Annotated in this window: 26 protein-coding genes, 1 pseudogene and 1 riboswitch; of the genes and pseudogenes, 14 read left to right on the forward strand and 13 right to left on the reverse strand. The window is 54.3% G+C overall.

Going from position 1 to position 25,027, the window contains the following annotated elements; all coding sequences use genetic code 11:
• Positions 1-13: 13 nt before the first annotated feature.
• Both ABID47_RS15460 and ABID47_RS15465 read left to right on the forward strand, forming a co-directional pair.
• Positions 14-334, forward strand: coding sequence for an endonuclease/exonuclease/phosphatase family protein (locus ABID47_RS15460; protein WP_354497941.1), 321 nt, complete (start codon positions 14-16; stop codon positions 332-334).
• A 30-nt stretch (positions 335-364) separates the two neighbouring features.
• Positions 365-832: pseudogene (locus ABID47_RS15465) on the forward strand (endonuclease/exonuclease/phosphatase family protein); the annotation flags it as partial.
• A 155-nt stretch (positions 833-987) separates the two neighbouring features.
• Here ABID47_RS15465 and ABID47_RS15470 read toward each other — a convergent pair.
• Genes ABID47_RS15470 through ABID47_RS15480 form a run of 3 tightly spaced genes read right to left on the reverse strand, consistent with a single transcriptional unit; the run spans position 988 to position 3,947 of the window.
• The gene (locus tag ABID47_RS15470; protein WP_116230973.1) at positions 988-1,812 is read right to left on the reverse strand and encodes a carbohydrate ABC transporter permease; all 825 of its coding nucleotides are present in this window, start codon (positions 1,810-1,812) and stop codon (positions 988-990) included.
• Between the two features lie 14 nt (positions 1,813-1,826).
• Entirely contained in the window at positions 1,827-2,789 is a 963-nt protein-coding gene (locus ABID47_RS15475; RefSeq protein WP_435530627.1) for a carbohydrate ABC transporter permease, read from the reverse strand.
• 36 nt (positions 2,790-2,825) lie between these two features.
• Entirely contained in the window at positions 2,826-3,947 is a 1,122-nt protein-coding gene (locus ABID47_RS15480; RefSeq protein WP_354497943.1) for an ABC transporter substrate-binding protein, read from the reverse strand.
• A gap of 322 nt (positions 3,948-4,269) precedes the next feature.
• On the opposite strand from ABID47_RS15480, the gene ABID47_RS15485 reads away from it, so the two are divergent.
• Both ABID47_RS15485 and ABID47_RS15490 read left to right on the forward strand, forming a co-directional pair.
• Positions 4,270-5,187 carry a L,D-transpeptidase family protein gene (locus ABID47_RS15485; protein WP_435530628.1) on the forward strand — a complete coding sequence of 306 codons (918 nt, stop codon included), beginning with the start codon at positions 4,270-4,272 and terminating at the stop codon, positions 5,185-5,187.
• Positions 5,188-5,345: 158 nt separating this feature from the next.
• Complete coding sequence (locus ABID47_RS15490; RefSeq protein WP_354497945.1) at positions 5,346-5,885, forward strand: GrpB family protein; 540 nt, start codon at positions 5,346-5,348, stop codon at positions 5,883-5,885.
• A 9-nt stretch (positions 5,886-5,894) separates the two neighbouring features.
• Here ABID47_RS15490 and ABID47_RS15495 read toward each other — a convergent pair whose 3' ends face one another.
• From ABID47_RS15495 to ABID47_RS15505, 3 genes are all read right to left on the reverse strand, one after another.
• A complete protein-coding gene (locus ABID47_RS15495; protein WP_251674977.1) occupies positions 5,895-6,515 on the reverse strand; it encodes a TetR/AcrR family transcriptional regulator in 621 nt (206 codons plus the stop codon).
• 14 nt (positions 6,516-6,529) lie between these two features.
• Complete coding sequence (locus tag ABID47_RS15500) at positions 6,530-7,000, reverse strand: hypothetical protein (RefSeq protein WP_354497947.1); 471 nt, start codon at positions 6,998-7,000, stop codon at positions 6,530-6,532.
• A 154-nt stretch (positions 7,001-7,154) separates the two neighbouring features.
• Complete coding sequence (locus ABID47_RS15505; RefSeq protein WP_354497949.1) at positions 7,155-8,567, reverse strand: MFS transporter; 1,413 nt, start codon at positions 8,565-8,567, stop codon at positions 7,155-7,157.
• Between the two features lie 158 nt (positions 8,568-8,725).
• Here ABID47_RS15505 and ABID47_RS15510 point away from each other — a divergent pair, with 158 nt between their 5' ends.
• The 6 genes from ABID47_RS15510 (at position 8,726) to ABID47_RS15535 (ending at position 13,997) form a co-directional block, all read left to right on the forward strand.
• On the forward strand, positions 8,726-9,556 hold the full coding sequence (locus tag ABID47_RS15510; RefSeq protein ID WP_076167287.1) for a helix-turn-helix transcriptional regulator: 831 nt from the start codon (positions 8,726-8,728) through the stop codon (positions 9,554-9,556).
• Positions 9,557-9,825: 269 nt separating this feature from the next.
• On the forward strand, positions 9,826-10,689 hold the full coding sequence (locus ABID47_RS15515; protein WP_354497951.1) for a glycosyltransferase family 4 protein: 864 nt from the start codon (positions 9,826-9,828) through the stop codon (positions 10,687-10,689).
• Positions 10,690-10,704: 15 nt separating this feature from the next.
• Positions 10,705-11,277 (forward strand): class I SAM-dependent methyltransferase, encoded by a 573-nt coding sequence (locus ABID47_RS15520; RefSeq protein ID WP_354497953.1) that lies wholly within the window; start codon positions 10,705-10,707, stop codon positions 11,275-11,277.
• Between the two features lie 48 nt (positions 11,278-11,325).
• Positions 11,326-12,441: a class I SAM-dependent methyltransferase gene (locus tag ABID47_RS15525; protein WP_354497955.1), complete on the forward strand. Its 1,116-nt coding sequence runs from the start codon at positions 11,326-11,328 to the stop codon at positions 12,439-12,441.
• A gap of 43 nt (positions 12,442-12,484) precedes the next feature.
• On the forward strand, positions 12,485-13,183 hold the full coding sequence (locus ABID47_RS15530) for a galactosyltransferase-related protein (protein ID WP_354497957.1): 699 nt from the start codon (positions 12,485-12,487) through the stop codon (positions 13,181-13,183).
• Between the two features lie 64 nt (positions 13,184-13,247).
• Positions 13,248-13,997 carry a glycosyltransferase gene (locus ABID47_RS15535; RefSeq protein ID WP_354497959.1) on the forward strand — a complete coding sequence of 250 codons (750 nt, stop codon included), beginning with the start codon at positions 13,248-13,250 and terminating at the stop codon, positions 13,995-13,997.
• Between the two features lie 147 nt (positions 13,998-14,144).
• On the opposite strand, the gene ABID47_RS15540 is transcribed toward ABID47_RS15535, so the two are convergent.
• On the reverse strand, positions 14,145-16,547 hold the full coding sequence (locus tag ABID47_RS15540) for a glycosyltransferase (protein WP_354497961.1): 2,403 nt from the start codon (positions 16,545-16,547) through the stop codon (positions 14,145-14,147).
• A 434-nt stretch (positions 16,548-16,981) separates the two neighbouring features.
• Here ABID47_RS15540 and ABID47_RS15545 point away from each other — a divergent pair, with 434 nt between their 5' ends.
• Together ABID47_RS15545 and ABID47_RS15550 are read left to right on the forward strand one after the other, a co-directional pair.
• On the forward strand, positions 16,982-17,494 hold the full coding sequence (locus ABID47_RS15545) for a hypothetical protein (RefSeq protein ID WP_354497963.1): 513 nt from the start codon (positions 16,982-16,984) through the stop codon (positions 17,492-17,494).
• A gap of 28 nt (positions 17,495-17,522) precedes the next feature.
• Positions 17,523-17,726, forward strand: a complete 204-nt coding sequence (locus ABID47_RS15550; protein ID WP_354497965.1) for a hypothetical protein — start codon at positions 17,523-17,525, stop codon at positions 17,724-17,726.
• A 4-nt stretch (positions 17,727-17,730) separates the two neighbouring features.
• On the opposite strand, the gene ABID47_RS15555 is transcribed toward ABID47_RS15550, so the two are convergent.
• The 6 genes from ABID47_RS15555 to ABID47_RS15580 form a co-directional block, all read right to left on the reverse strand.
• Complete coding sequence (locus ABID47_RS15555) at positions 17,731-19,035, reverse strand: glycosyltransferase family 2 protein (RefSeq protein WP_354497967.1); 1,305 nt, start codon at positions 19,033-19,035, stop codon at positions 17,731-17,733.
• 227 nt (positions 19,036-19,262) lie between these two features.
• Entirely contained in the window at positions 19,263-19,760 is a 498-nt protein-coding gene (gene queF / locus ABID47_RS15560; protein WP_076167270.1) for a preQ(1) synthase, read from the reverse strand.
• A 100-nt stretch (positions 19,761-19,860) separates the two neighbouring features.
• Positions 19,861-20,586 carry a 7-carboxy-7-deazaguanine synthase QueE gene (gene queE / locus ABID47_RS15565; protein ID WP_354497970.1) on the reverse strand — a complete coding sequence of 242 codons (726 nt, stop codon included), beginning with the start codon at positions 20,584-20,586 and terminating at the stop codon, positions 19,861-19,863.
• Entirely contained in the window at positions 20,583-21,068 is a 486-nt protein-coding gene (locus tag ABID47_RS15570) for a 6-pyruvoyl trahydropterin synthase family protein (protein ID WP_354497972.1), read from the reverse strand. Before ABID47_RS15570 ends, queE begins: the two co-directional genes overlap by 4 nt.
• The gene (gene queC, locus ABID47_RS15575; RefSeq protein ID WP_183579364.1) at positions 21,065-21,733 is read right to left on the reverse strand and encodes a 7-cyano-7-deazaguanine synthase QueC; all 669 of its coding nucleotides are present in this window, start codon (positions 21,731-21,733) and stop codon (positions 21,065-21,067) included. Before queC ends, ABID47_RS15570 begins: the two co-directional genes overlap by 4 nt.
• A 128-nt stretch (positions 21,734-21,861) precedes the next feature.
• A riboswitch (PreQ1 riboswitch) is annotated at positions 21,862-21,905 on the reverse strand.
• Positions 21,906-21,956: 51 nt separating this feature from the next.
• Positions 21,957-22,892 carry an AraC family transcriptional regulator gene (locus ABID47_RS15580; RefSeq protein ID WP_354497974.1) on the reverse strand — a complete coding sequence of 312 codons (936 nt, stop codon included), beginning with the start codon at positions 22,890-22,892 and terminating at the stop codon, positions 21,957-21,959.
• A gap of 117 nt (positions 22,893-23,009) precedes the next feature.
• On the opposite strand from ABID47_RS15580, the gene ABID47_RS15585 reads away from it, so the two are divergent.
• On the forward strand, positions 23,010-23,756 hold the full coding sequence (locus ABID47_RS15585; RefSeq protein ID WP_116230953.1) for a sugar phosphate isomerase/epimerase family protein: 747 nt from the start codon (positions 23,010-23,012) through the stop codon (positions 23,754-23,756).
• A 43-nt stretch (positions 23,757-23,799) separates the two neighbouring features.
• The gene (locus tag ABID47_RS15590; RefSeq protein ID WP_076167255.1) at positions 23,800-24,921 is read left to right on the forward strand and encodes a Gfo/Idh/MocA family protein; all 1,122 of its coding nucleotides are present in this window, start codon (positions 23,800-23,802) and stop codon (positions 24,919-24,921) included.
• Positions 24,922-25,027 lie beyond the last annotated feature (106 nt).

The raw sequence follows: 25,027 nt of genomic DNA on the forward strand, positions 1-25,027 counted from the left end.
GGGAGAGTTAATCATGAAAAAACACTTCATCACATCGATCGTCAGTCTGCTGATCGTATCCTTGTTTTCAACGAGCGCCATGGCGGCTGGTCACGGGAATGGCAAGGAAATTCGCACAACCGTGATGTCGTACAACATACATCATGGCGTCGGTTTGGATGAACAGCTTAGCCTGAAACGAATTGCGGATGTGATCCGGGACTCCGGCGCGGAGATCGTTGGCCTTCAGGAAGTGGACCGGTTTTTCGGAGAGCGGAGCGACTTTCAGGACCAAGCCAAGGAATTAGCAGGCTTGCTCGGCTATCACTACGCGTATGGTGCCAATCTGGATTGAGAACCGGCGGAAGGCCAGACGAACAACCGTCAATATGGAACTGCTATTCTGAGCAAGTATCCGATCCTCCGCTCTGACAATGTGCTGCTCAGCAGCTTCGGTGATGAGCAGCGCGGCGTCCTGCATGCGGTGGTCAATTTACGGGGAGTTCATGTGGATGTGTATAATACGCATCTGGGACTCGATGCCGCAAGCCGGAAGGCGCAGGTGCAGGAAATCGTTAACCTGGCTTCCACGGTGAAGGGACCAAAACTTCTCACGGGCGATTTTAATGCAGAACCTGACAGTCCGGAGTTTCAGGCTCTGTTAGCCAGCAAATTATTCGTCAACAGCTTTCAAGGCGTTGAAAATGCCTATACGTTTCCGGCCGACGAACCGTCCGAAACGATCGATTACATCGTAACGTCCCCTGAAGTTCAGCATTCGAATCCACGAGTGATCGCTACGGAAGCTTCAGACCACCGGCCGATCGCTGTCGGCGTCGTGTTCAAGCGATAATGGCCCCCGTGATATGCTTGCTTATAAAAAGCGTGAAAACCCGCCCGAATGGGCGGGTTTTCCATTTTTCATTTGCCAAGGGTTCTTTTGGCAAAGTTCCGTAGTCTATCGGGACCGGCATCAGACTTCCTTTTCCATAAGTACAGGCAAGCCTGTCAGCTTTTGATCGCCCCGGCTGCGATGTCGGAAATAAACTGCTTGCTGACGAACAGGAACAATATGATGAGCGGAATGACCGCGAGCAGCGTCCCCGCGATGACCATCGCATAATCGGTCACATAAATTCCGTTCAGGGAGGAAAGCGCCACCTGCAGCGTAAATTTACGCTCGTCGTTTAGAATGATCAGCGGCCAGAGGTAATCGTTCCAGGAACCGATGAAGGTGAACGCTCCCAGGAATGACAGCGCCGGACGAAGGATTGGAATCGCGACATTCCAATAGAGCCGGAAGAAGCCGCAGCCGTCGATCCGGCCGGCATCCAGCAGTTCGGATGGAACGGATTCCTCCGCGTACTGGCGGATCCAGAAAATACCGAAGGCGTTGGCCATGCCGGGAATGATCAGCGCCTTGAAGGAGCCTACCCACCCGAACTTCGCCATGATGACGAAGGATGGAACGAGCGAGAGCTGCGACGGCGCCATCATCGTGGCGAGCAGCAGGACGAACAGCCACTTTTTGCCGGGAAATTTGAATTTCGCAAACGTAAAGCCTGCAAGGGAATCAAAGAACAGGACCAGCAAGGTGCTGCAGCAGGCCACAAATAGCGTGTTGAGAAACGCGCCGAAGAAATCGATGTTCTGAAACACCCGCGTCACATTGCTGATAAACTGCGTCCCGAACCAGAACTTGGGCGGGAAGCTGTAGATTTCCGCAGTCGTACGCGTGGCCATAACGGCCAGCCAGTAAAAAGGAAAGATGGAAACGATGAGTCCGACGATCAATCCGAAATACAGCAGGATAGAAGACTTCCTTTTAACCATGCGTATCACCCCGTTTATTCATCTTTGGCACCGCCGCCCTGAACTACCCGCCAGTTGAAGATCGAGAAGAGGGCAATCAATATGAACATGCCCCAGCCGACGGCAGAGCCGTAGCCGAAGTAATTGTTCACGAATGCCTCGCGGTACAGGTAGAGAACGATCGTCAGACCTCCGCCGCTGACGCCGCCGTCGTTGCCGACGAGCACCTGCGATTCGGTGAAGATCTGCATGCCTCCGATGGTTGAAGTAATGACGGTAAAAAGAATGATAGGCCGTAAATTCGGGATCGTGATGCGGAAGAAGGACTGGATGCCGGTGGCTCCGTCAATTTTGGCGGCCTCATAGAGGACCGTAGGTATGCTCTGGAGTCCCGCCAAATAAATGATGGCATTGTAACCGACCCAGCGCCAAATGACCATGATGGATACGGCCAGCTGGATGCCCCAGGTTTTGTTCAGCCATTCCACGGGGGAAATCCCGAACAGGGACAGGAAATAATTCAAAAGTCCGTAGTTGTTGGAGAATACGGTACTGAACACAATCGCCACTGCAACGAGTGAAGTGACGTTCGGCAGAAAGTAACCGATCCGGAAAAAGGTACGGAACCGCACGAACGACGCATTCAGCAAAAATGCAATGATGAGCGCGAAGAACAACATCGGAATGGTCGAATAAATCCAGATCAAAAGCGTGTTGCCGACCGCCTTCCAAAATTCCGGATCGGTGACCATGAACTGATAATTGTTCAGACCGTTAAAGGTCATCACGCCGATGCCGTCCCACTTTTGGAAAGAAAGATACATCGAGAACAGGATCGGGAACAAGCCGAAGACGGCAAACAAAATATAGAAAGGGGAGATGGCCAGGTATTCTTTCCGGTGCTTCCATATTTCAGACCCCAATCCCCGCTTCCGCTCCGGCACCTGCATGGAGCTGCCGGGATCGAATTGAGTTCGCTTCTGTAATGGTTGACCCATAAGACTCTACCTCCATTGTCGGGATGGTATGACCGTTTAACGCAGCAGCTCCTTTTTCACTCTGGATAGTGCATCTTCCCATGCTTTATCCGGGTTTTTGCCTTGAAGGGCGACCGATGACAGCTCGCGGCTCACGATCCCGTTCAGGTTGGCGTATTTCGTCCCGAAATAGGAGGGCTTCACGTTGCGCGCGGACTCCGTAAAAATTTCACCGGTAGCCTGGCCGCCGAAAAAGTCCTCTTTCTGCTTCATGACGTCCGAATCGAGTGCCTTGGAGGCGGATGGGAACAGGTTGAGTTCCTTGAAGCTGGTCACCTGGTTTTCGGGATTCAGGAGCCATCTCATCACCTCGAAGGATTCTTTCGGGTATTTGCTCGTTTTCATAATGGCGAGGAAGGAGCCGCCGTTGTTGCCGTCTCCGCCTGGGGCTCTTGCGACGCGCCACTTGCCCGCCGTATCCGGGGCCGCGTCCATCAGGATTTGCTTCGCCCATACCGCGCTCACGAAGGAAGCGATCTTGCCGTTGTTCATCGCGGCGTTCCACTCGGAGGAGAACGTGCTGGCATTGGCGAGCAGCCCCATTTGGGAGGCTTTGACCGCCAGGTCCCATGCCTTTTTCATGGAAGAGGAAGGATCCTCGCCGATGAAATTTTCATTTTTATCAAAATAAATTTTATCCGACTGCGCGTTGACCTGGGTGTAGACTTGGCCGATGTTGTCGAGCAGCTTCACCTTGCCGCCGAGCGCCTTCTGCAGCTTCTCGCCTGCGGCAAAATAGTCCTCCCAAGTGCCCATCATTTGATGAACCTCTTCCGGATCGGTCGGGAGCCCCGCTTGCTCGAACAGGTCCGCACGGTAAAACAATGCGGTTGGGCCCGTGTCGATCGGCATGGCGATCATTTGGCCCTTCGGCGTAACCCCGAGCTGCCATTTCCAATCGAGGTAGTCTCCTTCGATGTCCTTCGCTCCGAGATCGTACAGGTTGTAGAAACGGTCGGCGCTTGGGAACAGCTCGGTAACCCAGTCGTTAAAGGCGACGATATCCGGACCGCCGCTGCCAGCAGCGAGCGTCGTTTTCAGCTTGGATTTGAAGTCGCCCCCGATTTTTTGGGCGTTGATGCGAATTCCCGGAAACTGCTTCTGGACCGCGTTGATCAAATTATCGTCCAGACTCCGGTTCCAGTACCAAAGAGTAAGCGTTTTCACTTTGCTATTAGATGAAGACCCGCTAGAACATCCGCTAACCATGAAAGCAACAAGCAATAAACACGTTAATAAGATTCGGTATTTTGCCATCGTTTTCGGCCTCCCATCGCGGCTATATGGTACTGCAACAGCATCATCACTCCTTTAAATCCCTAAAATGTGTCCGTTCTACGAACATTATAAACGCTTACATCTCATTTTGGAACCGCTTGCTTAAAATAAGAAAGTCGTAGGACATCGCCCCCGCGCCATATATTGAATATGGGTTTATCAGTTGAAGGGAGGGAGTCCGCCACTGTCAGTCTGCAGCCTATATCGCCGTTATGCCGCGGCAGCACTCGTTCTAGTTCTGTCCTTTTGCTGGATGTTTCCGGCCGGGGCCGAGGCAAAAATTGCCTCGCAAGACCTCATTATCGTCAATAAAAAGACGAATAAACTGGCATATTTTAGCAGCGGAAAATTGGTTAAGGAGTTCAGGGTGGCGACGGGCAAGTCGCCAGAGTTGACGCCGGAAGGAACGTTCGAAATCGTCAACAAGATCAAAAACCGTCCCTATTACAAGGAAAAGATCCCGGGAGGCGATCCCCGCAATCCGCTCGGTGACCGTTGGATCGGCCTCAATGTCAATGGGACGATGGGGACGACGTACGCCATCCACGGCAACAGCAACAAAAACTCGATCGGAAAGTACGTCAGCGCGGGATGCATCCGCATGTACAATGACGAGATTCACTGGCTGTTCGAGCAGGTACCCCTGCATACGATGGCTATTATAACAACCTCCAGCCAAAGTTTTGAAACGATCGCCCAAAATCACGGCTATGCAGTGGGCGTGCAGTCGTTTGACGGTAATCTGGTAGTGAATGGAAGGGAAGCTCAGCTGAAGCAGGATTTGATCATGGTCGATTCCCGCATCTACATTCCGCTCCGCGCCTGCTTCGAGCTGCTGGGCGGGACGGTTGAATGGAACGCCAGTACCCAAACGGTGACGGTCTACACGGGAAATCGCAAGATTACCCATAAGGCGCTCTCCGGTAAGGCTGTCGTGAACGGCAAAACGGTAAACATCACCGCCTCCCGGTTCCAGGGAAATTCACTGATGCTTCCGCTTCGCAACATGTCGGAAATATCCGGTTACTCGGTCGTGTGGGACGGAGCCTCCAATACGGTGAACCTAACAACGGGCAAATAAGCCCGAGCCGCGCGCATGCGCGGCTTTTTTTGCGCGGTTAGCCTGGAAAAAACAGGGTTGGAACTGCCTGCCGGGGTGTGTATGATGGAAAGGCACGGAAGCGGCCGCCGCGTAAGTCCGGCCATTGGAGGACAAAACATACGAAAGAGGTGTGCGTGATGGATAGCGTAATCGAAATTGTGGATTATTCGCCGGAATGGGCGGAAGGGTTCGCCCTGGAGAAAGAACGGCTGTCCGGAATAGCGGGCTTGGATGCGGTCGTGTTCGAGCATGTCGGCAGCACGGCCATTCCCGGCCAGCAGGCCAAGCCAGTGGTCGATATGTTCGTCGGCGTGAATCCGTTCCGTCCGGCTGCTTATTACAATGATCTGTTGGATCCGGCCAACTATTCTTACGTGGAGACCGGGATGCGTGGAAGGCATTTATTTGCCAAATCGACAGAGGGGATCTGGACGCACAATGTTCATCTGATGCCCTATGACGAACAGTTCCATACCCGCAATGAAATTCTGCTCCGCGATTACTTGCGCCGCCATCCGGAGCTCGTTGAGGAGTACGGAGCTATTAAAAAGCAGGCAGCCCGAAGCGCTGAATCGATGAATGCTTACACCCGGGCCAAAACGGCATTTATTCAATCGGTCGTCGATGCGGCCAGAGAGGAGAAGGGGCTTCCCCTGGAAGACGTATGGGAGGAATAAGCAGCCTGCTTACGCCCGGACGGCCCGATGAATGATATGGACAAGTTCGCTGCTGTAGGTCTCCAGGTCGACCCTGCCGATGACCGCCGGGTTCAGCATATATTCCCCGATCGCGCCTTGAATCATGTTGGACATGACGGAAAGGTGAAAGTCCCCGAAAACGCCCTGCTCCTGACCCTCACGCAGGATAGTCCCTAATGTCTGCAGCAGAGGGTCTTCCTCCTCCTCATCAAGCTTGTAATACGGGACGTTATCAGGTGTCCTTGCATTAAACACGATTTCGACCAAAGCCGTGTTGTGGGCGGGATGCGTTCCCTGATACGCCAAACTGGCAGTGATGAACGCGCTGAGCTTCTCCTGCGGGGTGCCTGCCTGCTTGACCCGTTCCAAAATATAAGACGTTGACTGCTCCACCAGCTTCATCAGCAGATGATTCATCAAATCCTGTTTGTCGGAAAAATGATACGAGATCAAGGCCGTGCTGATGCCCGCGCGTTTGGCGATTTGGGACAAACTCGCGCTGACGTAGCCGATTTCGTCCAGGGTGCGGATGGCAGCTTCCATGATCTGCTCCCTTCTCGCTTCGGCGATAAACGATGATTTTCCTTGCGTTTTGGTTTCTTCCTTCATGTAATCTCCTTCAGTCATTCTTTGTTCTTGTTATCCATTTTACTGAGCGAACCGAGCAATCCGAGCGCAATGACGATGACGGGAATCATCAGGTTCTTGGGATTGGTAAACAAATGCTCCAGCAAGGGCAGCGCTTTTCCCTGAAACAAACCGAAGACCGCGCGGCTGGCCGCAATGACCAGATTGGACATCAGCATGAGCGGGACAAGAGATAACCCACCCTTTAGCCAATGCCAAGCGGATTTCCGGCCAAGCAGAAATAACAGGGCGGAAATCAGACACAACAATCCGATCAACAGCGTAAATGCAGGCCGTATCCATTCATACCATGGAACATCTGCAATATTCAACATTTCGTGACCTCTAAACCAAGTATACCAAAGAGCTGCCGTGCCGAGAAACAGGCTGACGAGCGGCATGATTCTTGCCAGCCAGTCCGGAAATACCTCCGTTTCCTGAGGGGATGGATCTGTCTGATCTTTCATTGTAAGACTCCTCCATTTCTGAAAATTGATCATTTAATCAAAAAACTGATTGAATGATCAAATCCTATCATAGCAAACTGGAGGAAGTCAATCCGCGTCGGCCCACATGCAAAAAAACGTGCCAGGATAAAATTCCGGGCACGCTTTTTGACGATTAGCGGTTTCGGGACGTATTGGTGGATGTGCCCCCGATATATCGGAAAACGAGCACGCTTCCTCCCAGGCACAAAATGCCTGTCAGCAGCAAGGAGCTCATGACGCCATGGGACAAATCGGGGGCTGCGGCCATGAGGACGCCGGGCAGCGCCACTCCCAGCGTAGCGCCGAGCTGACGGAAGGCATTCAGCGCGCCGGAAGCCGTTCCCGTCTTGCCCTGCGGCGCTGCACTCATCACCACGGAGACGAGCGGCGGCAGGATGAATGAGATGCCGCAGCCGATCAGCAGCAGCGAGATCCCGGTGGGGATATATCCTGTATCTGCAGGAAGGAAAGCCTGGATCAGCATTCCGGTGCATGCCAGGATAAATCCTGTACCGATGGTGCGCGCTGCTCCATACCGGCTGATCAGCCTGCTCATCAGCATGGGATTCACCGCCATGGGGAGCGTCAGCGCAAGAAATGCCAGGCCTGTCCCCATAGCTGAATAACGGTGGAGCTGCTGGAAATACAGCGTCATGACAAACAGCACGTCGGAAAGGCCGAAATTAATAAGCAATCCGGCCGCTAATCCGGTCACGAGCACCCGGCTTTTGAACAAGGACAGGGGCAGCATCGGCGAATGGCTTCGCTTTTCGATCCAGACGAACAAGCCGATCAGCAGGGCGGCGGCGGCAAACAGAACAAGAATGACGGGTGATCCCCACCCGAGGTCTTCGCTTTCCATAAAAGCGCTCGTCAGTGCCGCCACGCCCAGCAGGCCGGTAAGCTGACCGGCCCGATCCATGCCGGACGGTGCGGGTTTCCGGGCTGAAAAGTCCACGTTCGCCCGCGTCCACAGCCAGCTGAGGATGCCAACGGGGATATTCAGCAGAAAAATGCTCTGCCACCCCAGGGTGTCGACCAGAATGCCGCCGATGATCGGACCGGCGGCAAGAGCCAAGCCCGACACGGCTGCCCAAATGCCGAGCGCCTTGGCCCGGCGGGCGGGGTCCGTAAAGGTCTCCGCAATGATCGTCAGGGAAGACGGCAGCAGTGCCGCTCCGCCGACGCCGAGCAGCGCCCGGAAGCCGATCAGCCAGCCGATAGCAGGCGAAACGGCGCAGAGGACCGAAGCCAGCATAAACAGGACAATCCCGCCCAAGAAAACACGGGCTGCCCCCCATCGATCAGCCAGCGCACCCATGCCCAGCAGCATACTGGCAAATACCATCGTATACGCGCCCGTTACCCAGCTCATTCCGTTGAGTCCGCCGCCCAGCGCATCCCGGATGGCCGGGAGCGCGACCGTGACGACCGTCGTGTCCAGCAGCACGATAAAGTAGCCGAGGGACAGCCCTGCAAGCAGCCAGGAAGACCGGTTTCTTTGGTTGGCCGGCTTGGTCCCGGCCGTGATGGATGTTCCATTCATTCCATAAACCCCTCCAATGATCTTTTTCAAACCCATCGATGTGTTGTATAGTGTATATTCAGAAGAAACGGGGATGAAGAGAGCGGTTTATCCTAGGAGTGGTTCTCCTAGGTATCGGTCATCTTGCCCACTTCGGATAGAAAATGGAGGGTCTTTATATGGAGACAACGCATCAGCGTACGAGCCAGCTTGCCGAATTTTTGCAGACCCGGCGGGCCCGTCTGACTCCGGAACAGGCGGGTCTCCCCGGCGGAGGGAGACGAAGAACGCCCGGCCTTCGGCGGGCGGAAGTGGCGCTGCTTGCTGGCGTAAGTGTCGATTGGTACACGTGGCTTGAACAGGGAAGGGACATCTCTGTGTCCACTCAGGTGCTCGAGAGCATCGCCAGGGCGCTGCAGCTGGATGAGAATGAAACGAAGCATCTGTTCCTGCTGGCTTCGAGACTTCTGCCGTTTCATTATCAGCAGCCGGAAATGGCGATCAGCCCGCTCCTGCAGACGTTCCTGGACGAACAGGGGGAACACCCGGCGTTTGTGGCCAATTCCCGCTGGGATATCGTCGGCTGGAACAGGGCGGCACGGCTCGTGTTCGGCGATTATGAGCAGATGACGGTCAGGGAGCGGAACTCGGTTTGGAGAATGTTCGTTTCTCCCTATACGAAGGAGCTTCTGGGCGAGGGCTGGGAGAAGAACGCCCGGCTCCGGCTCGCCCAGTTTCGTGCGGGATACGGACTCAATGTCGAGGATCCATGGTGGAGCGGGATGATTGAAGATTTGAACAAGGAAAGCGAGGAATTCAGGGCATGGTGGCCCCAGCATGATGTGCTGAACGTCAAGGAAGGCCGGAAAAAAATCTACCATCCGCGCGTGGGGCTGCTTGAATTCAGCCATATTACGTTCCAGGTGGAGGATTCTTATGATCTTCGTGCCACGGTGAACCTGCCTTACAATGACGAGACCATACAGAGAATGAAACAGCTGCTTCAATAAAGAGCAAAAGGCAGAAACCCACGTGGTTTCTGCCTTTTTTTGCTGAGTAGGTCCAATATTTCGCCCCCTCCCGTAACTAGCGGCTCTGCGCTGGAATATGATCGTATAGGACGTAATTCAATTGCGGCGGCTGGCGGGCTGGATTCCTGCCGGAAGCCTGACAGGAGGCGAGGACGGTCGAAAAGCATCTGCTTATTTACGATGTCGACTGGTGGATCCTGGGCAAGACGGCCAAAATCATTCAACAGCATCATCCCTGCCTGGATATCATGTCCGCCAAACAACTGGAGGAGAGCATCGGGAGCAGAGGCAGCGAGGCGCTGAACCGGGAATATTCCCGCATCTCCGCCATGTGCCTGGGCCTGGCGGCATTTGCCATCTTTAAGCATATCCGGATCGATTCATCCGCTGCGGTCTCCTATTATTATTTCAGCAAAAATTACGACACGTTCCGTGAATGGGCTGACAAGCCGGAACCCGATCCCGATTTTCTGCGCCTGGTGATTGCCCGCATCGGCTCGATCGGGGCGATGAATCTGAAGCTGACCGAGTGCCTCGCAGCGATGGCACCGGCTGCTTCCGTCCGCCATATCGGACACTTTGTCGACCATGCGCTGTTCCATCCCGTTTCTTCGGACGGGGAGCCCTTGGAGCAGGAAGGCCGGCCGCTCGTCATCGGGTGGGCGGGAGATCCGGGAAAGGCATCCAAACGTTATGCGGCTCTGTATGAGCCGATCAAAAGTCATTTTGCCGGCCGGCCGGAAGTGCGCTTCGTTGAAACGGCCGGAGCGTATGCGCACGAAGAGATGCCGCGCTTCTATCGGGATATTGACCTGCTTCTGATCACGTCGGCGAATGAAGGGGGCGGAGCGACGGCGCTTGAGGCTTTTGCCAGCGGCAAACCGGTGTTGTCCACCAACGTCGGATACGTAAAGGAAGCAGCCCATCCCAGCGGGCATCATTTCATTTTGGACCGTGACGATCCCGGGGCATTTATCCAGGCCATTGACGGCTGCCTGCAGGAAAGATCGCGTTTGAGGGAAATCGGGCGTCTGTGCAGAACGGAAATCGAAGCGCACTGGACCATCGAAGCGGGCGTGAAACGCTGGCTTGGCGTCTTGTTCGGAATTTAGGAGGTGACGACCCACATGGGCACATCAAACTGGCAGAACCTGTCTTATTGCGTGGAACTCATCCGGCAGGCGGCTCCGTCCAGCGTTCTTGACATCGGGGTCGGGTTCGGCCGGTGGGGCATGCTCTGCAGGGAATTTCTCGACGTCTGGCAGGGGCGTGTCTTTCGTGAGCAGTGGCAGACGAGGATCGAGGGGGTCGAAGTTTTTCCGAAAAATGTGGACGACTATCATCCATACTTTTACAACCATATATATATTGGGGATGCCTACGAACTGATGATGAAACGGCAGCTTGGAGTCTATGATCTGATTATTGTAGGCGATGTCCTTGAGCATTTTGAGAAGGAGCGAGGGATCTGGCTGCTTGAAGCCTGTCTGAAGCAATGCCGCAGCCTGCTCTTGAACGTTCCGATTGGGCCTGATTGGCCGCAGGGCGCCGAATACGGCAACGAATACGAAACCCATCTCAGCGTTTGGACGGAAGAGGAGCTGGACCTTTATCCAACCGCCTCTAAGCACATGTTCAAGGATTATATCCAGCGTGACTTTGCCACCTATTTATTCCAGGGCGCACAGCCGCACGGATAAAAGTCGGGGGTTTTGGTCAATATCAACACCGAATGGGGGAAGCGCCAAATGACGGGGCATGGTGCTGGCAGAGATTACGTAGTTACTGAAATCCCTGTGGAGCTGCTGTTCACCGAATTGGATGTCCGGTCGGCCCGTACCGACCATCTGATCGAATCATTTACAGACCGTTGGTACGAACACCATCTTCAGTACGCGGACATTTCCATCATGCGGTTCGTTCCGCACCGCGAGCTATACCGCTACTTTGCCGAGGAGCCGGGCGCCGCACCGGATGCTTACCTGGATTGGTATGAGCAGATTCACGTGACACGGGGAATAACGCCGTTGATGGCCCAAAAAGAGCTGCTGAACCAAAGACGGCTGGAATACGACAATATGCAGTCTGAGCTCCGCAGCGGACCGGACTTTTTTTTCGATCATCCGGTCAAAGCGAAATGGAATCCGGCCGGATATTTCAACGTTTTGGACGGACATCACAGGGCTTGTTTTTTGTACTGCCTCGGCTTTCGGAGGATTCCGGTCCGACTCCCGCTGCAGGATTATACGGTCTGGCTTCACTCCGCGGCAGCGGCTGAGGTCGAGCAAACGATGAAGGACCAGCAGCGAACGCTGATTTACACGCCGATTTTGAATCCACGGTTTTACGATATGCACAGTGAGCGGGACGAAACGTATCCAACGAGGCTTGACCACATTGCCCGGTTTTTGGGGCCAGGGAAGCTGAAAGGGCGGAGCGTCCTGGACATCGGCTGCAACATCGGTTACTATGCCCGGCATTTTGTCAGAGAAGGGGCGGACGTCACCGGGGTGGAACCGGATCCGGATCACCATACCCTCCTCCACAAGCTGAACGCGATGGAGCGGACGGCATTTTCCGTCATAACGGAGCGTTTTGAAGAAACCGAAGCCGTGCAGCAATATGATATCGGACTGCTGCTGACCGTTTTTTATCACATGATGAAAGATCCGGAAGCTTGCAGGCGGTTTCTTGCCCAGCTGGACCGGAGCGTCTGCGGTCTGCTCTTCTGGGAATCCGGGGATGCCATTGAATCGGAGAAGAAGCTGCTGATAGAGAATACCGGTTTTAAGCATTATGAAAAGCTGGCGGATACGTTCGGCACGGGAAAATACCGGGAACTCGGTGTTTTTCGAAAAGCATAGACCGGCAGCCGGTTAATCTATCGGAAGCGGAGGTGAAATGTGAATGCATGACGAATTGTCCGTTCTGATTCCATACCAGCCGGACGGCGGGCCGAGGGATGAGGCGCTGTCCTTTGTCCTTCGGTTTTACAAGCATATTCTGCCCTCGGCGGATATTTGCATCGGGGAGATCGGCGCGGACGAACCTTTCAGCAGATCCAGGGCGATCAACCGGGCAGCATCCCGGGCAAGCGGCAGCATCTTCATCATTGCCGACGGTGATATCGTCTACGACCCGCAGCTGGTGGCCGATTCGGTCCGCTGGATTGAACAGGGGCGGTGGGTGATTCCGTTCAGCCGGATCAACCGGCTGACGCAGCGTATCTCCCGGTTGGTCATAGAGGGAGAAGCCATCTGGCCCCTGGATACCGAACCGGATACCAGGGAAGAACATGCCGCCTTTTTCGTCGGGGGATTAAATATTGTCGGCCGGGGCGCATTTGAACGGATTGGCGGTTACGATGAGCGTTTCATCGGCTGGGGCGGCGAGGACGAGGCTTTTGCTTATACGATGGATACACTGGTGGGCGAGCATATCCGTCTCGACGGACTGATGTACCATTTCTGGCATCCTTTTGTTGGTCCGCAGGGCAACCCCCATTATGAGCATAATTACAGGCTTTTTGAACGATACAGAGCTGCCCGGGGAGATAAGGAGTCGATGAACGATCTGATTCGGGAAAAGCAGGCGGGTAAGCCCTGATTGTAAGACGTTCCGCCGCAATACGGCTAGCATGGGATGAACAGGAAAGGAAGGAGCAGAACCTATGACATTATCGGTCATTGTCCCGATCCTGAACGAAGAGACATTTGTCCCTTTGTATTTGGAGAGCGTGGCAGCCTTTGCCGATGAAATCATTATCGTGGATGGGGGAAGCACGGACGGTAGCCTGGAGCATATTGCCCGGCTTGAAACGAAGTATCCGATCCGGCTGTTTACGATGCCGCAGACAGGTCTTCCCTATACCGAGGACTGGAACGAATCGGAAGTGCGGAACTTTTTGATCGGTCAGGCCACCGGGGATTGGATTATGAACCTCGATATCGATGAAATCATGGACGACGGGTTCCGGGACGTGCTGCCTGAGCTGATGGCGAACACCGCCGTTGATGTCTATCAATTTCCGTTTGTGAACTTTTGGAGGGATACGAACACGATTCGGGTCAATAGTCCAGGGGATGAGCGCTGGTCCAATGACATCACACGGATGTGGCGGGCCGGCAAAGGCATCCGTTACCGGGACGAGAAGCATCACTGCACTTTGGAAGCGGCCGGCGGAGCCAGCATTTGGAACGTTCCGCGCGCCCGGGCCGACGTTAACGTATACCATTACCACTATGCGATTGGCAAGCGGATCAAATATAACGACAACCGCAGAGGAGATGTCAATCTGCTGAACAATGAAGGGGAACCGGACTGGAATTACAGCCATAAGGAGTACCAAATTGCCACGGTCCCTTTTCAAGGAAAGCATCCGTCCGTCATTCAGCGCTATTTGGAACAGTTGAATGGCTAATGGTTAGAGCATTCCAAACCTTTGAAGCATGAAAAGAACTAAAGCCCTCACGTCCGAACCGGGAATGATCCGGGGTCCGGGTGAGGGCTTTATCGTGACATTCCATGTACCGCAAAACGAATGGTTCAGCCATTGTACCTAGGCCTATCATGCAAACGACTGCTGAACAAATCGGGACACTTCAGGCTCTTCGTACAGCTGAACTTCCGGCAATTTGGAGGCAAGCGGCCCGAACTGACCTGCATGGTAGCATTTCCCATCTGCCGCATAACGATCGGCATGAATCTCTTCGAACACCTGCTGCGACCCGCAATAAACGGCTAAATCGAAGCTGAATTGGCTGAACAAATCGATACGGTTGGTCAAATACAGCCGGGGGCCGGCCTTGCGGATGCCGACGACGGGATGCTGAAGATATGTCAGCGTGTAGACAATCACGGTGCAATCGTCCCTTTGGGCCAACTGCTTCACCAGCTGCTGCCATCTTGCAGATTCGTCGCTCCATGACAGTTCTCCAAGCACCAGCACACGTTTTTCCCCTGAATGGAGAGCATCGGCCGCTTCCCGGACTTCTTCTGGGGTTACGGACAGGTTAAAGGGGTTCAGCGGACCTTTGGGCAGCTGCCACGACTTGTTCCATTTTGCTTCATAATAATGTTTATTTCGTTCCCAGAGCGATTGATATTCCTGGCTTTTCAGCTTCTTGATCGTTGCGCTGCCGTGATGGTACACAAAGGCGTCTTCAACGATCACCATCCGGTAGCCCGCTTGCTTGACCCGTTCACAGTAATCGTCGTCTTCAAACATTCCGATGCCGTAATGGCGGTCCAGCGGCCCGATCTCTTCAAATGCGCTGCGCCGGATGGCCACACAGAAAAATCCGAGCAGTCCGGTTTCGCGGGTGCGTCCGCGGTAATTTTCATAAAACTCCTGCAGCCAGCCGGGATCCGCCCCTTGTACGGGGTCACCGATAAAAAAGTCAAGCGCCTGATCATTCCCTACGTGGTTGGACATCGGTCCGGTCATGGCGATATCGCGGTGTTCCTGCAACGGCCGGATCAGCTTGGGAACCCAGGTCGAGTCGGGGACAATCGTATCGTTATTAAGGAGAATCAGATATTCACCGGTGGCACAGCTTGCTCCCAATGAGTTACCCTCGGCAAACCCCAGATTGATGGGTGAAAAGACGGTCTGCACCGGTTTCTGCGCCAACGCCGCAAGCTGCGCACGGGTCTGATCGGTGGAGCCGTTGTCGACTACAATGATCTCCATGTTCGGATAGGCGTCTTTCCGAAGCAGGCTGTTCAGACACTGCCTTGTGAACGACCAGTTGTTATGGGTCACGATGACGATGCTGACCTTCGGAAAAATATGCTGCACAATGGCCCGATGCAGCATTTCGTAACGATGCCCCCACGTATTGCTCATGGCAAATTTACGCCGAAATCTCGCGGCTTCCGGCTGCGCCGCCTCGATGCTGAGCGTCCGCTCCACCGCCGCCTCGAACGCTCCGGGGGAATCCGCGATTTCCACCATGTCCGAGGCGATTTCGGTCAGCTCGGGCAAAGGGGTGGAAACCACCGGCTTGCCCGCCGCCAAATATTCATAGAGCTTGACGGGGTTTGTCGCCTGGGTCAAATTGTTCTGGACGAACGGAATGATCGCGCAGTCAAACCGGTGAAGATAGCCTGGAAGCTCCTCATAGGGCTTCTCCCCGAGCAGCAGGACGTTCGGCAGCTGTTCCACCCCGGAGGTCTCGCAGCCGAACGTATGGCCGATTAAGGCAAAGGTCCATTCCGGCCTGTTTCGGGCCATAGCTTCAATCAAGCCGATATCAAACCAATCCGAGATCGCGCCGTAATAGCCGATCACCGGGCCGGTAATGCTGCTGAGTTCTGCGGGGGCGCTGCCCGCCCAGCCGGCGAAATGACTGACATCAGCAGCGTTGCGCACCAGAATCGATGAGGGATTCAGCTCACGGACGCGCTGATGGAGCACTTGCGAGGAAGTGAGCACCACATTTGCTTTTTGGATCAGCAGGTCTTCCTGATGAATAACGTCGGCATGATTGGTCGAAAACCCGGCATGATCGTCCATGCAGTCATACATGATGTTGTGCCGGTTCATCGCTGTAACAAGCGGAGTCCAAAACGGAAGGTCGACGATGGATACATACGAGGTGACCGCAAATTTGGCAAGGACATGCTCCAGTGACCATTTTAAATATTGGATATCCAAATCGTCCATTTGGTCCTGGTACAAGTTTAAACGTCTATGGGCACAGAGGGTCACCAGCCATACGTTCCGGTCCACCTTTTTGAATTTGACATAGCGGCAGACTTCATCCCTGGCGGCACGCTCCTCCGAAATGGAGACGACGTCCGTCGTTATATAAAAAACGCGGTGACCCCGTGCGGCAAACTGCCGGGACAACTGCTGCGGACGCTGCCAGCGGAAATCCCAGTCAATAACGGGAAACCGGATGATGTCATAGGGTACCGCCGAATCCGGGCCGGATTTTGCTGTACGAAGATCCTGTAAAGGCTCCATTGCAGTAGGCACTGAGATTGGCAAGCGAGGGGGCGAATACGCCCCGAGGTGCTGCCCTGGAAAAGGCTCCATCGGCAGAGAATCGCGCGGTGAAGCAAGCGCGGTTATACGCGGGTCGAGGGCACGTTTTGGCTTGACTGAATGATTGCTTTTTGGTTTATCGGCCGCGGAGGCAGACAATGGGCGGGATGCCTTCCTGGATCGGTTCCTCGGTTTGTTCAAGCGTTATTCTCCTCCCTAACGATTGTCTATGTACAAAATATGTGCCGGGTCAACTTTACGTTTGGGTATATCACCATATGAGCTGATCATTTTTAGGAGAATTGCCCGGGTAAAGGCTTACCGCTGGGCATTTTGATCAACTTCCACTTGGCCTGGTCCCCATCGTTATCTACCTACATATTGTACCAATGACTATAAAGGAGGTAGGTCAAGTGAAATTGGTATTCATGAAAAAACATGCGAAGGATTATGGAAAACATGTCCATCACAAAAAGAAGCGTCATCACCATAAGAAAAAAACGGGTACTCTTCTGAAAGTGATCCATGATATCAAGCACCGGCTGTTAAAACTGAAGCAGCAGTTCGAGAGCGTTGCAGGCACCGTGGCGGAGCTTTCGGCCCGGGTAAGCACGCTGGAGCAGCAGGTCGCCACCCTGAACAGCCGCTTGGGCATCGGTCCAGGACCGGCACCAGGACCGGGACCAGGGCCGACACCAGGGCCGGCGCCAGGTCCAGCACCAGGACCAGGACCAGCGCCGGGTACTGGACCTACAGGCATCGTGGCCTTGCTCACACCGCGGATTAATACGCGAGTCACGCTGGAAACGCCGGTAGGAACCATATTCGGCACCTTGATTCTGATTGGCGAAGACTATGTCCAGGTTCTTGAACCGGATGGAAGCAACGTATTGATACCGTTCCGCAGCTTGTTGGCCGTTTCATAAACCTTAGTAACTTCAGGAGGGAAAACATATGAATTTTGAGGAAGCACTTGCCGTTTTTACCGGGAGACACGTCGAGGTGCTGCAACCCAATCAGTTTATACAGGGCACCCTGGTTTCTTCATCAGGCGGTATACTTGCCGTGGATACGGTGAGTACTAATTATATCCCAACGACGCAGCGCGTAAATATTTCCACGAACAGCGTGGCGCTGGTCCGCATCCTGCCTCAGTAAACAATCATGGTCTCGGTGCAGTCCCATTGTCCCCGGCGTTCATCCAGCTCTGCCATTCCGGGTAATGATCTACATGGCGGTGCGTAATGCTGTGCAGCCGGATTCGCCGATGGTACAGCGCCCTATTGACACACAAAAATTCGGCGGACCCCGACATTCTGGCGAGGATTTCGATGTCTTCGTACAGACGGCCGCCGAACGGGGAATCCGTGTTCCAGCCGGACAACGATCTAAGCTTGGCTGTATTGAACATCCGCGGGGCAATGGGAATGCCGGCTTCGATTACACGGGCTGTAGAGAAAGGATGAACGGCGGTGCGTACACCCTGATAGATCAGCTGCTTGTTTTTCCGTTCCTCCCATTGAACGTGATCGGCATATATAACGCCTGCTTGCCTGTGCAGGCTAGCCTTGCTGTATAACTGTTCCAGGCAGTCGGGGGACAGCCAGTCGTCGGCATCGAGCTCGAGCAGCCAGCTTCCTTTCGCCATGGACAATCCCGAATTCAGAGCATGGGCCTTTCCCGAATTGCGCTCCAGCCGGCAGGTTCGGATGCGTTGGTCCGGATACAGCGATTCCAAGATATGCTCCGTATGATCGGTCGACCCGTCATCGATGATTAAGAGCTCCCAATCGGACAGCGTTTGTGCCATGACCGAACGGACAGCCCAAGGAATATAATCGGCATCATTATAAGTACATAACAGAATGGTTACCAGCGGCACTTTATGTGACGCGTCCGTCCTCGGCTCAACCTGGATCGGTGCAGCGAGCAGCGGACGCAGCAGCTCCCATTCCTCACGCTTTTTTTGCCAGGGTAACGGGGAGGAGACAGCCGGAACCACCGGACAATTGCGGGTAGAAGTCCAGGTGAAAGCGGCGTTAAGCTGGTATTGTTTGTCTAACAGGATGTAGGATTCGAAAGGCAGCAGCGCTGTTTCCGTGAAACCTGGTGAAGGCAGTGCCATGACAGCGTCCGTTCGCCAGATCAGCGGGCCTCTTGGCGACTGAAATCGTTCGCGTCCGCCCTCATCTGGGGTTGTGGGGCTGAAGAGGCAGCCGGCCGACGATTCGGGAAGATGGCAAAGCTCTGTGCGCAGGAAGGCATCCATGCCCGGGAGCAGCCGCTCCCCCGCGTGCAGCGTCAGAAAGTAGGGCTCTTGGTACGAGGCAAGCTCCTGGTTCATCCGGGAACCGAGGCTGCCATGTTCCAGCACGACGACATTCGAATCAGGGAGCTCCTGCTGTACGGAACAGGCGGTTGATTGTGCGTGGCGCAGGTGGAGGGAAGGCAGAATGAAGACGAGCATGGCAGGCTCCTTTCCCAAATCCGTCGTTAACATAGCGTATGTAACAATGGCCCAAGTGACACTGCGAAATTGATAAATCGGCCTGGCCGAAGGAAGAGCCGTAACGAAGAAGCGCAAAGAAGAAGCGTAAAGAAGAGGCGTAATGAGGAAGCGTTAAGAAGACGGCCGCAGGTACGCAAAGCAGCCGCGGGGGATCCCGCGGCTGCTGCGTATGTCGGCTTATTGCCTTAACGGTTGTCGATTTTCTCGGGATACAGATCGTGGTTGATCATGCGCTGCTCCGCCCACTGCTCATACTTGGTGCCCGGGCGTCCGTAATTGCAGTACGGATCGATTGAAATGCCGCCCCGCGGCGTGAATTTCCCCCATACCTCAATATAGCGCGGATCCATCAGCTTGATCAGATCGTTCATAATAATGTTCATGCAGTCTTCATGGAAGTCCCCATGATTCCGGAAGCTGAACAGGTACAGCTTCAGCGACTTGCTCTCGACCATTTTCTGGTCGGGAATGTAGCTGATATGAAGCGTGGCGAAATCGGGTTGTCCCGTGATCGGGCACAGGCTGGTAAACTCGGGAAAATTAAATTTAACGAAATAATCGCGGTAGGCATGCTTGTTATCAAAGCTCTCGAGCAGCTCAGGGTCATATTGGAACACATACTTGGTCCCCTGGTTGCCGAGAAGCGTCAAATCCTTCATTTCGTGCGGCTGTCTTCCAGACATATCGTCATTCCTCCTGGATCGTTTCTAATTTGTTCAATAGGAAAATGTTTTCAGCTGCCATCCGCCCGAATCTGCGAGCTTAAGGCTGCTGCAGATTTGGTCAAACGCCGCGCTTATTTCCCCACACCAGCGCGTGAAGCTGAGGCAGCACGCGGACCGCGTTCAGCTCGGGGGAAGCGACAACGGCGTCGATGAGCCGCTCATAGCGGGTGAGCAGGTCGGCGGCATGGCCCGCGATATCCATCCGCTTTAGGTCGGGGTTGCCGACCTGAAGATACATCGGCACCTGCGGGTACCGGGCATGGACTTTGGCGGCATAGGCCAGATCGGCATCGTCAAAGACGACGACTTTCAAGCTGTACGCATATTCGGCCGGTCTGGCCGCAAGCCGGGTCACGATGCTGTCCAGCATCTCCCAGTCGGTCTCCATTCCGGAGCTCGGCGGCTTCGGCGACAGCGTGACTTCGTGAATGTCGTCGAGCCAATCCTGCCAGCGGGAGCCCTGGGTTTCGACGGCGATCCGGATCCCTTTGCTTTCCAGCAGGCTCACAAGCGAGCCAAGCTGGGGCAGCAGAGCCGGATTGCCGCCGGACAGGGTGACGTGGGAGAAGCGCTCGCCACCGATCCGCTGAAGCTCCTCCCAGATGTCGCCGGCGCTCATTTGGCGGATGTCCGCTTTGGCACTGCCGTCCCATGTAAATGCGGAGTCGCACCAGGAGCAGCGGTAATCGCAGCCCGCCGTGCGCACGAACATCGTCTTCTGGCCGATGACCATGCCTTCGCCCTGAACCGTTGGGCCGAAAATTTCAAGCACGGGAATATTCATTCGTACATCCACTCCCGTCTCGCCTCGGCATAACTCGTCGGCGTTTCGAACAGACGGACGAATTCGGTCCGGCCGCCTTCGATTCGGTAATCCCCGCAGTTAAGCGCCTCTTCCATCCGCTCAAACAGCCAAACGACTATATTCTCGGCGGTCGTATTCATCGGAGGCAGCGTTTCGTTCAAATAGCGGTGGTCCAAGGAAGGTTCGATCCGCTCCTTCCAGATTAGCTTGATCAGGCCGAAATCGGCGGTAATGCCGACCTCGTCCGGATAGGCGCTGATCCCAAAAACGGCTTTATACGTATGGCCGTGCAAGTTTTTGCATTTGCCTTCATAGGCATGCAGGTGGTGCGCGGCGTCGAAGGTAAACTCTTTGCTGACAAGCACCCTCTTATGATGATAACGCAGGTCGGATGCCTGGATGTCTTCCCCCAGCTTTTGCAGCCGGTCCACGATGCGGAATTCGCCGGGAGTCTTGGTCATGGCTGCAGCGCCTCCGACTTGGATTGAAGGTATTTATCAAGACCAGCCTTGCGCAGCCGGCAGGCAGGGCATTCGCCGCACCCGTCGCCGATGATGCCGTTATAGCAGGTCAGCGTGCGTTCGCGCACAAACGGGAAGGCGCCCAGATCGTCGGCAAGCTTCCAGGTTTCCGCTTTGTCGAGCCACATCAGCGGCGTATGGATGACAAAGTCGTAGTCCATGGCGAGGTTCAGCGTCACGTTCAGGGACTTGACGAAAGCATCCCGGCAGTCGGGGTAACCGCTGAAGTCCGTTTCGCATACGCCGGTGACCAGATGTCTGGCGCCGGATTGCTTGCCCAGCACAGCGGCGAAGCTCAGGAACAGATGGTTCCGGCCATCCACGAACGTGCTGGGAAGCTCGCCTTCCTCCTGCGTGATTTCAATGTCGCTTCGCGTCAGCGCGTTCGGGGCGAGCTGATTCAGCAGGCTCATGTCCAGCACGGTGTTCTTCACGCCGAGCTCCGCGGCGATCGACTGCGCGCATTCGATTTCAAGCCGGTGGCGCTGACCGTAGTCGAACGTAACCGTTTCGACTTCCTTGAACTGCCGGAGCGCCCAGAACAGGCAGGTCGTACTGTCTTGGCCGCCGCTGAACACGACGACTGCTTTTTCGTTTTTGAGCATAAAAAAACCTCTCCTTCATGATGTGGTCCGGAAGGGTAGGGCTGGAAAGCACCCGATCTCCGGCAGAAGAGAGAGGATTCTTGAACTGATCCGTAAAAAAACAAGCCCGGTCTTTATGGCCAAAGAGGGCAGTCTTAGTTTTTTATAGAGGGAGTTCGCGAACCTCTCCCGCGCGGGACGCGCGGATTTTCTTCAATTAAGCGCAGAGTGCTGCGCCGGACTATTATATCATATCTTTGCGGATAAGGGAGTTTTGGATTTCAACATTCTCGCTGCTGACCTTTTTACGGAACTGGCTCGGCGAAATGTTCTTGTACTGCTTGAACTGCTGGATAAAGTAGCTTGAGCTCGAAAATCCCGTCTCCTGGGCGATTTCCGTCATGGTCATCTCGGTGGTCAGAAGCAGCTTCTCCGCCTCGGTAATCCGAATGTAGTTCAAATAATTGGTAAACGTTTTGCCCATGATCGCTTTGAAGCGGCGCGAAAAATAGCTGTAGCTCAGGTTGCAGATCCGCGCGGCGGCCTGGGCGTTGATGTCAAAGCGGTAGTTGTCGTCGATGTACTCGAACACTTTCTGCAGCATCTGGATGTCCATCTCCTTTAAGGAGTGGGCAACATCCCAATGGAGGCCGAGGTTTTTCGATTCGCGCAAAAACCACAGGAAGAGCCTGCAGATCAGCGTTCGGACCGCGAGCTCGAAGCCGTAAGACCGGTTCGTGAATTCGTCATAAATTTCGCGCACCAGATCCGGGACGACCGTATCCTTGATTTCGGATTCGGCGAACATCCGCTGATTGTTCGATTCCGCCATCGTAAACGGCAGCACGTACTTCGATTCGAATACGGTTCTGGATGTCGAGTACAAAATTTCAGGATCGAATTTAATGACAATATAAGAGACCAGCTCCCCATCCAGCGCATAGATGGAGTGGGTTTCATGCGAGTGGATCACGATCAGATCGCCTTTGCTCAGGGTATGGGACTCTCCTCCCAGGAACACCTTGGCTTTTCCCGTAAGAAAATAAAGTATCTCGATATACATGTGCCAGTGGGCGTGAACGATCCAGCGGCTGCCGGCGCTTTGATGGATCATGCATTCGTACGGATAGTGGATCGTCCCGATGGATGGGCGGTTCGACTCAAAATAAGGCTCGGTCATTTTCGCACGCTCCCGTTATACAATGACAAATATTTAATATATTAGAATAGGTTCATTGTATAACTTCTCGAGGGATTTTGGTATCGTTACTTTGTATCAACGGAAGGGGTGCAAAGGATGGAAAAGGTGGCATTGCAGTTATATTCAATCAAGGAACTGACAGGAACTGATTTTCTCGGGACGCTCCGGAAGGTTGCGGAGATCGGCTACGATGGCGTCGAGTTCGCAGGTTATTTCAATACTTCCGCCTCGGATCTGAAGAAAGCGCTGGACGAGTATGGCCTGCAGGCGGCCGGCAGCCATATCGGCGTATCCGAGCTGACGGATCACCTGGATCGGACGATCGAGTATTCGCAGGAAATTAATAGCGCTTACATCATCTGTCCCGGTCTTCCGGAGGAAATGAGAAACAGCGCTGACAGCTACAAGCGTACTGCGGAGCTGTTCAACCGCATCGGCGAACGCTGCAAGCAGAGCGGTATCCGCTTCGGTTACCACAATCACGGCATTGAATTTGAGAAATTCGATGGCGAATACGGGCTGGACCTGCTGGTGAACAATACGGACCCTGATCATCTGTTCATCGAGCTGGATACATATTGGGCGGAGCACGCCGGACTGCGCTCGGTGGACTTTATCAACAAATACAAAGAGCGCTGCGCCATTCTGCACATCAAGGATATGAAGAGCCTGGAGGACAAGCGGAATACGGAAATCGGTTCCGGCATCATGGATTTCCGTGCCATTACGGCGGCAGGCAAGCAGTACGGCGTCAACTGGTTTACGGTCGAGCAGGAGGAATATGAAATTCCGCAGCTGGACAGCATCGGCCAGAGCCTGAAGTATTTACGGGAAATTTTGTAATTCTGGTACAATCCCATTTTATATATGAAAAGGAGAATGAGTCATGGCGCAAAATACCGATAGAGTATTGAAGGTAGCAATCGTTGGTTGTGGAGGCATCGCCAACGGCAAGCACATCCCGAACCTGGTTAACCAGAAAAACGTAGAGCTGGTGGCTTTTTGCGACATCATCGAAGAGCGTGCCATCGAGTCCGCCCGTAAAATCGGCAAAGAGGATACGATCAAAATTTACACCGACTACAAAGAACTGCTGAAGGATGAGAGCATTGACGTCGTGCATGTGTGCACACCGAACAAATCGCACTCCTTTATTACGATCGACGCCCTCGAAGCAGGCAAACACGTGATGTGTGAAAAGCCGATGGCCAAGACAGCCAAAGAGGCAAGAGCGATGGTCGAAACCGCCAAGCGGACCGGCAAGAAGCTCACGATCGGCTATGACAACCGCTATCGTCCGGATTCCCTGACTCTCAAGCAAATTTGCGAAAGAGGCGACCTCGGCGACATTTACTTTGCGAAAGCGCATGCGATCCGCAGACGCGCCGTGCCGACATGGGGCGTGTTCCTGAACGAGGATGAGCAGGGAGGCGGACCGCTGATCGATATCGGTACGCACGCGCTGGACCTGACGCTCTGGCTGATGAACAATTACAAAGTAAAGAGCGTCAAAGGCAACGTGTACTACAAGCTTGGCGACAAGGAAAGCCCTGCCAACGCTTTTGGCCCATGGAACCCGGAAGAATTTAATGTGGAAGACTCCGCGTTTGGCTTTATTACGATGGAGAACGGCGCAACCGTCATTCTGGAAGCGAGCTGGGCGCTCAACACGCTTGACGTGGGCGAAGCTCAGGCTTCCCTGTCCGGTACGGAAGGCGGCGCGGACATGAAGGACGGCCTGCGCATCAACGGTGAGGACCTTGGCGTGCTGTATACGAAGAAGCCGGAGCTGAAGACAGGCGGAGTCGCCTACTTCGCAGGCAATTCTGAGAGCCAAGCCGGAAGAGAATGCCGTCTCTGGATCGAGAGCATTCTGAACGATACCGAGCCGATGGTCAAACCTGAACAGGCGCTGGTCGTAACGGAAGTTCTGGAGGCCATTTACGAGTCGGCCCGTACCGGCAAAACGGTATATTTCGACGACCAGCTTGTCACGGCCGAAGGATAAACTTAAATCAATTTGTATCTGAAAACCGCCTGGCGGTGTATACTGCACCCCAATTGTTAGAGCTATGCTAACAGTTGGGGTGCAGTTTTTTTATGATGACAAAAAT

This window comes from Paenibacillus favisporus, from assembly GCF_040545415.1.
GTDB lineage: Bacteria > Bacillota > Bacilli > Paenibacillales > Paenibacillaceae > Paenibacillus_AQ > Paenibacillus_AQ favisporus.

What these genes read in the sequence shown, in the direction of transcription:
- ABID47_RS15495 (WP_251674977.1), bottom strand. Translation starts at nt 6,515, where the DNA reads ATGAAGGAAGAAACCAAAACGCAAGGAAAATCATCGTTTATCGCCGAA.
- ABID47_RS15535 (WP_354497959.1), top strand. Translation starts at nt 13,248, where the DNA reads ATGACATTATCGGTCATTGTCCCGATCCTGAACGAAGAGACATTTGTC.
- queC (WP_183579364.1), bottom strand. Translation starts at nt 21,733, where the DNA reads ATGCTCAAAAACGAAAAAGCAGTCGTCGTGTTCAGCGGCGGCCAAGAC.
- ABID47_RS15570 (WP_354497972.1), bottom strand. Translation starts at nt 21,068, where the DNA reads ATGACCAAGACTCCCGGCGAATTCCGCATCGTGGACCGGCTGCAAAAG.
- ABID47_RS15460 (WP_354497941.1), top strand. Translation starts at nt 14, where the DNA reads ATGAAAAAACACTTCATCACATCGATCGTCAGTCTGCTGATCGTATCC.
- ABID47_RS15525 (WP_354497955.1), top strand. Translation starts at nt 11,326, where the DNA reads ATGACGGGGCATGGTGCTGGCAGAGATTACGTAGTTACTGAAATCCCT.
- ABID47_RS15590 (WP_076167255.1), top strand. Translation starts at nt 23,800, where the DNA reads ATGGCGCAAAATACCGATAGAGTATTGAAGGTAGCAATCGTTGGTTGT.
- ABID47_RS15555 (WP_354497967.1), bottom strand. Translation starts at nt 19,035, where the DNA reads ATGCTCGTCTTCATTCTGCCTTCCCTCCACCTGCGCCACGCACAATCA.
- ABID47_RS15550 (WP_354497965.1), top strand. Translation starts at nt 17,523, where the DNA reads ATGAATTTTGAGGAAGCACTTGCCGTTTTTACCGGGAGACACGTCGAG.
- ABID47_RS15580 (WP_354497974.1), bottom strand. Translation starts at nt 22,892, where the DNA reads ATGACCGAGCCTTATTTTGAGTCGAACCGCCCATCCATCGGGACGATC.
- ABID47_RS15500 (WP_354497947.1), bottom strand. Translation starts at nt 7,000, where the DNA reads ATGAAAGATCAGACAGATCCATCCCCTCAGGAAACGGAGGTATTTCCG.
- ABID47_RS15505 (WP_354497949.1), bottom strand. Translation starts at nt 8,567, where the DNA reads ATGAATGGAACATCCATCACGGCCGGGACCAAGCCGGCCAACCAAAGA.
- ABID47_RS15540 (WP_354497961.1), bottom strand. Translation starts at nt 16,547, where the DNA reads ATGGAGCCTTTACAGGATCTTCGTACAGCAAAATCCGGCCCGGATTCG.
- ABID47_RS15490 (WP_354497945.1), top strand. Translation starts at nt 5,346, where the DNA reads ATGGATAGCGTAATCGAAATTGTGGATTATTCGCCGGAATGGGCGGAA.
- ABID47_RS15510 (WP_076167287.1), top strand. Translation starts at nt 8,726, where the DNA reads ATGGAGACAACGCATCAGCGTACGAGCCAGCTTGCCGAATTTTTGCAG.
- ABID47_RS15585 (WP_116230953.1), top strand. Translation starts at nt 23,010, where the DNA reads ATGGAAAAGGTGGCATTGCAGTTATATTCAATCAAGGAACTGACAGGA.
- ABID47_RS15470 (WP_116230973.1), bottom strand. Translation starts at nt 1,812, where the DNA reads ATGGTTAAAAGGAAGTCTTCTATCCTGCTGTATTTCGGATTGATCGTC.
- ABID47_RS15515 (WP_354497951.1), top strand. Translation starts at nt 9,826, where the DNA reads ATGTCCGCCAAACAACTGGAGGAGAGCATCGGGAGCAGAGGCAGCGAG.
- queE (WP_354497970.1), bottom strand. Translation starts at nt 20,586, where the DNA reads ATGAATATTCCCGTGCTTGAAATTTTCGGCCCAACGGTTCAGGGCGAA.
- ABID47_RS15520 (WP_354497953.1), top strand. Translation starts at nt 10,705, where the DNA reads ATGGGCACATCAAACTGGCAGAACCTGTCTTATTGCGTGGAACTCATC.
- queF (WP_076167270.1), bottom strand. Translation starts at nt 19,760, where the DNA reads ATGTCTGGAAGACAGCCGCACGAAATGAAGGATTTGACGCTTCTCGGC.
- ABID47_RS15530 (WP_354497957.1), top strand. Translation starts at nt 12,485, where the DNA reads ATGCATGACGAATTGTCCGTTCTGATTCCATACCAGCCGGACGGCGGG.
- ABID47_RS15475 (WP_435530627.1), bottom strand. Translation starts at nt 2,789, where the DNA reads ATGGGTCAACCATTACAGAAGCGAACTCAATTCGATCCCGGCAGCTCC.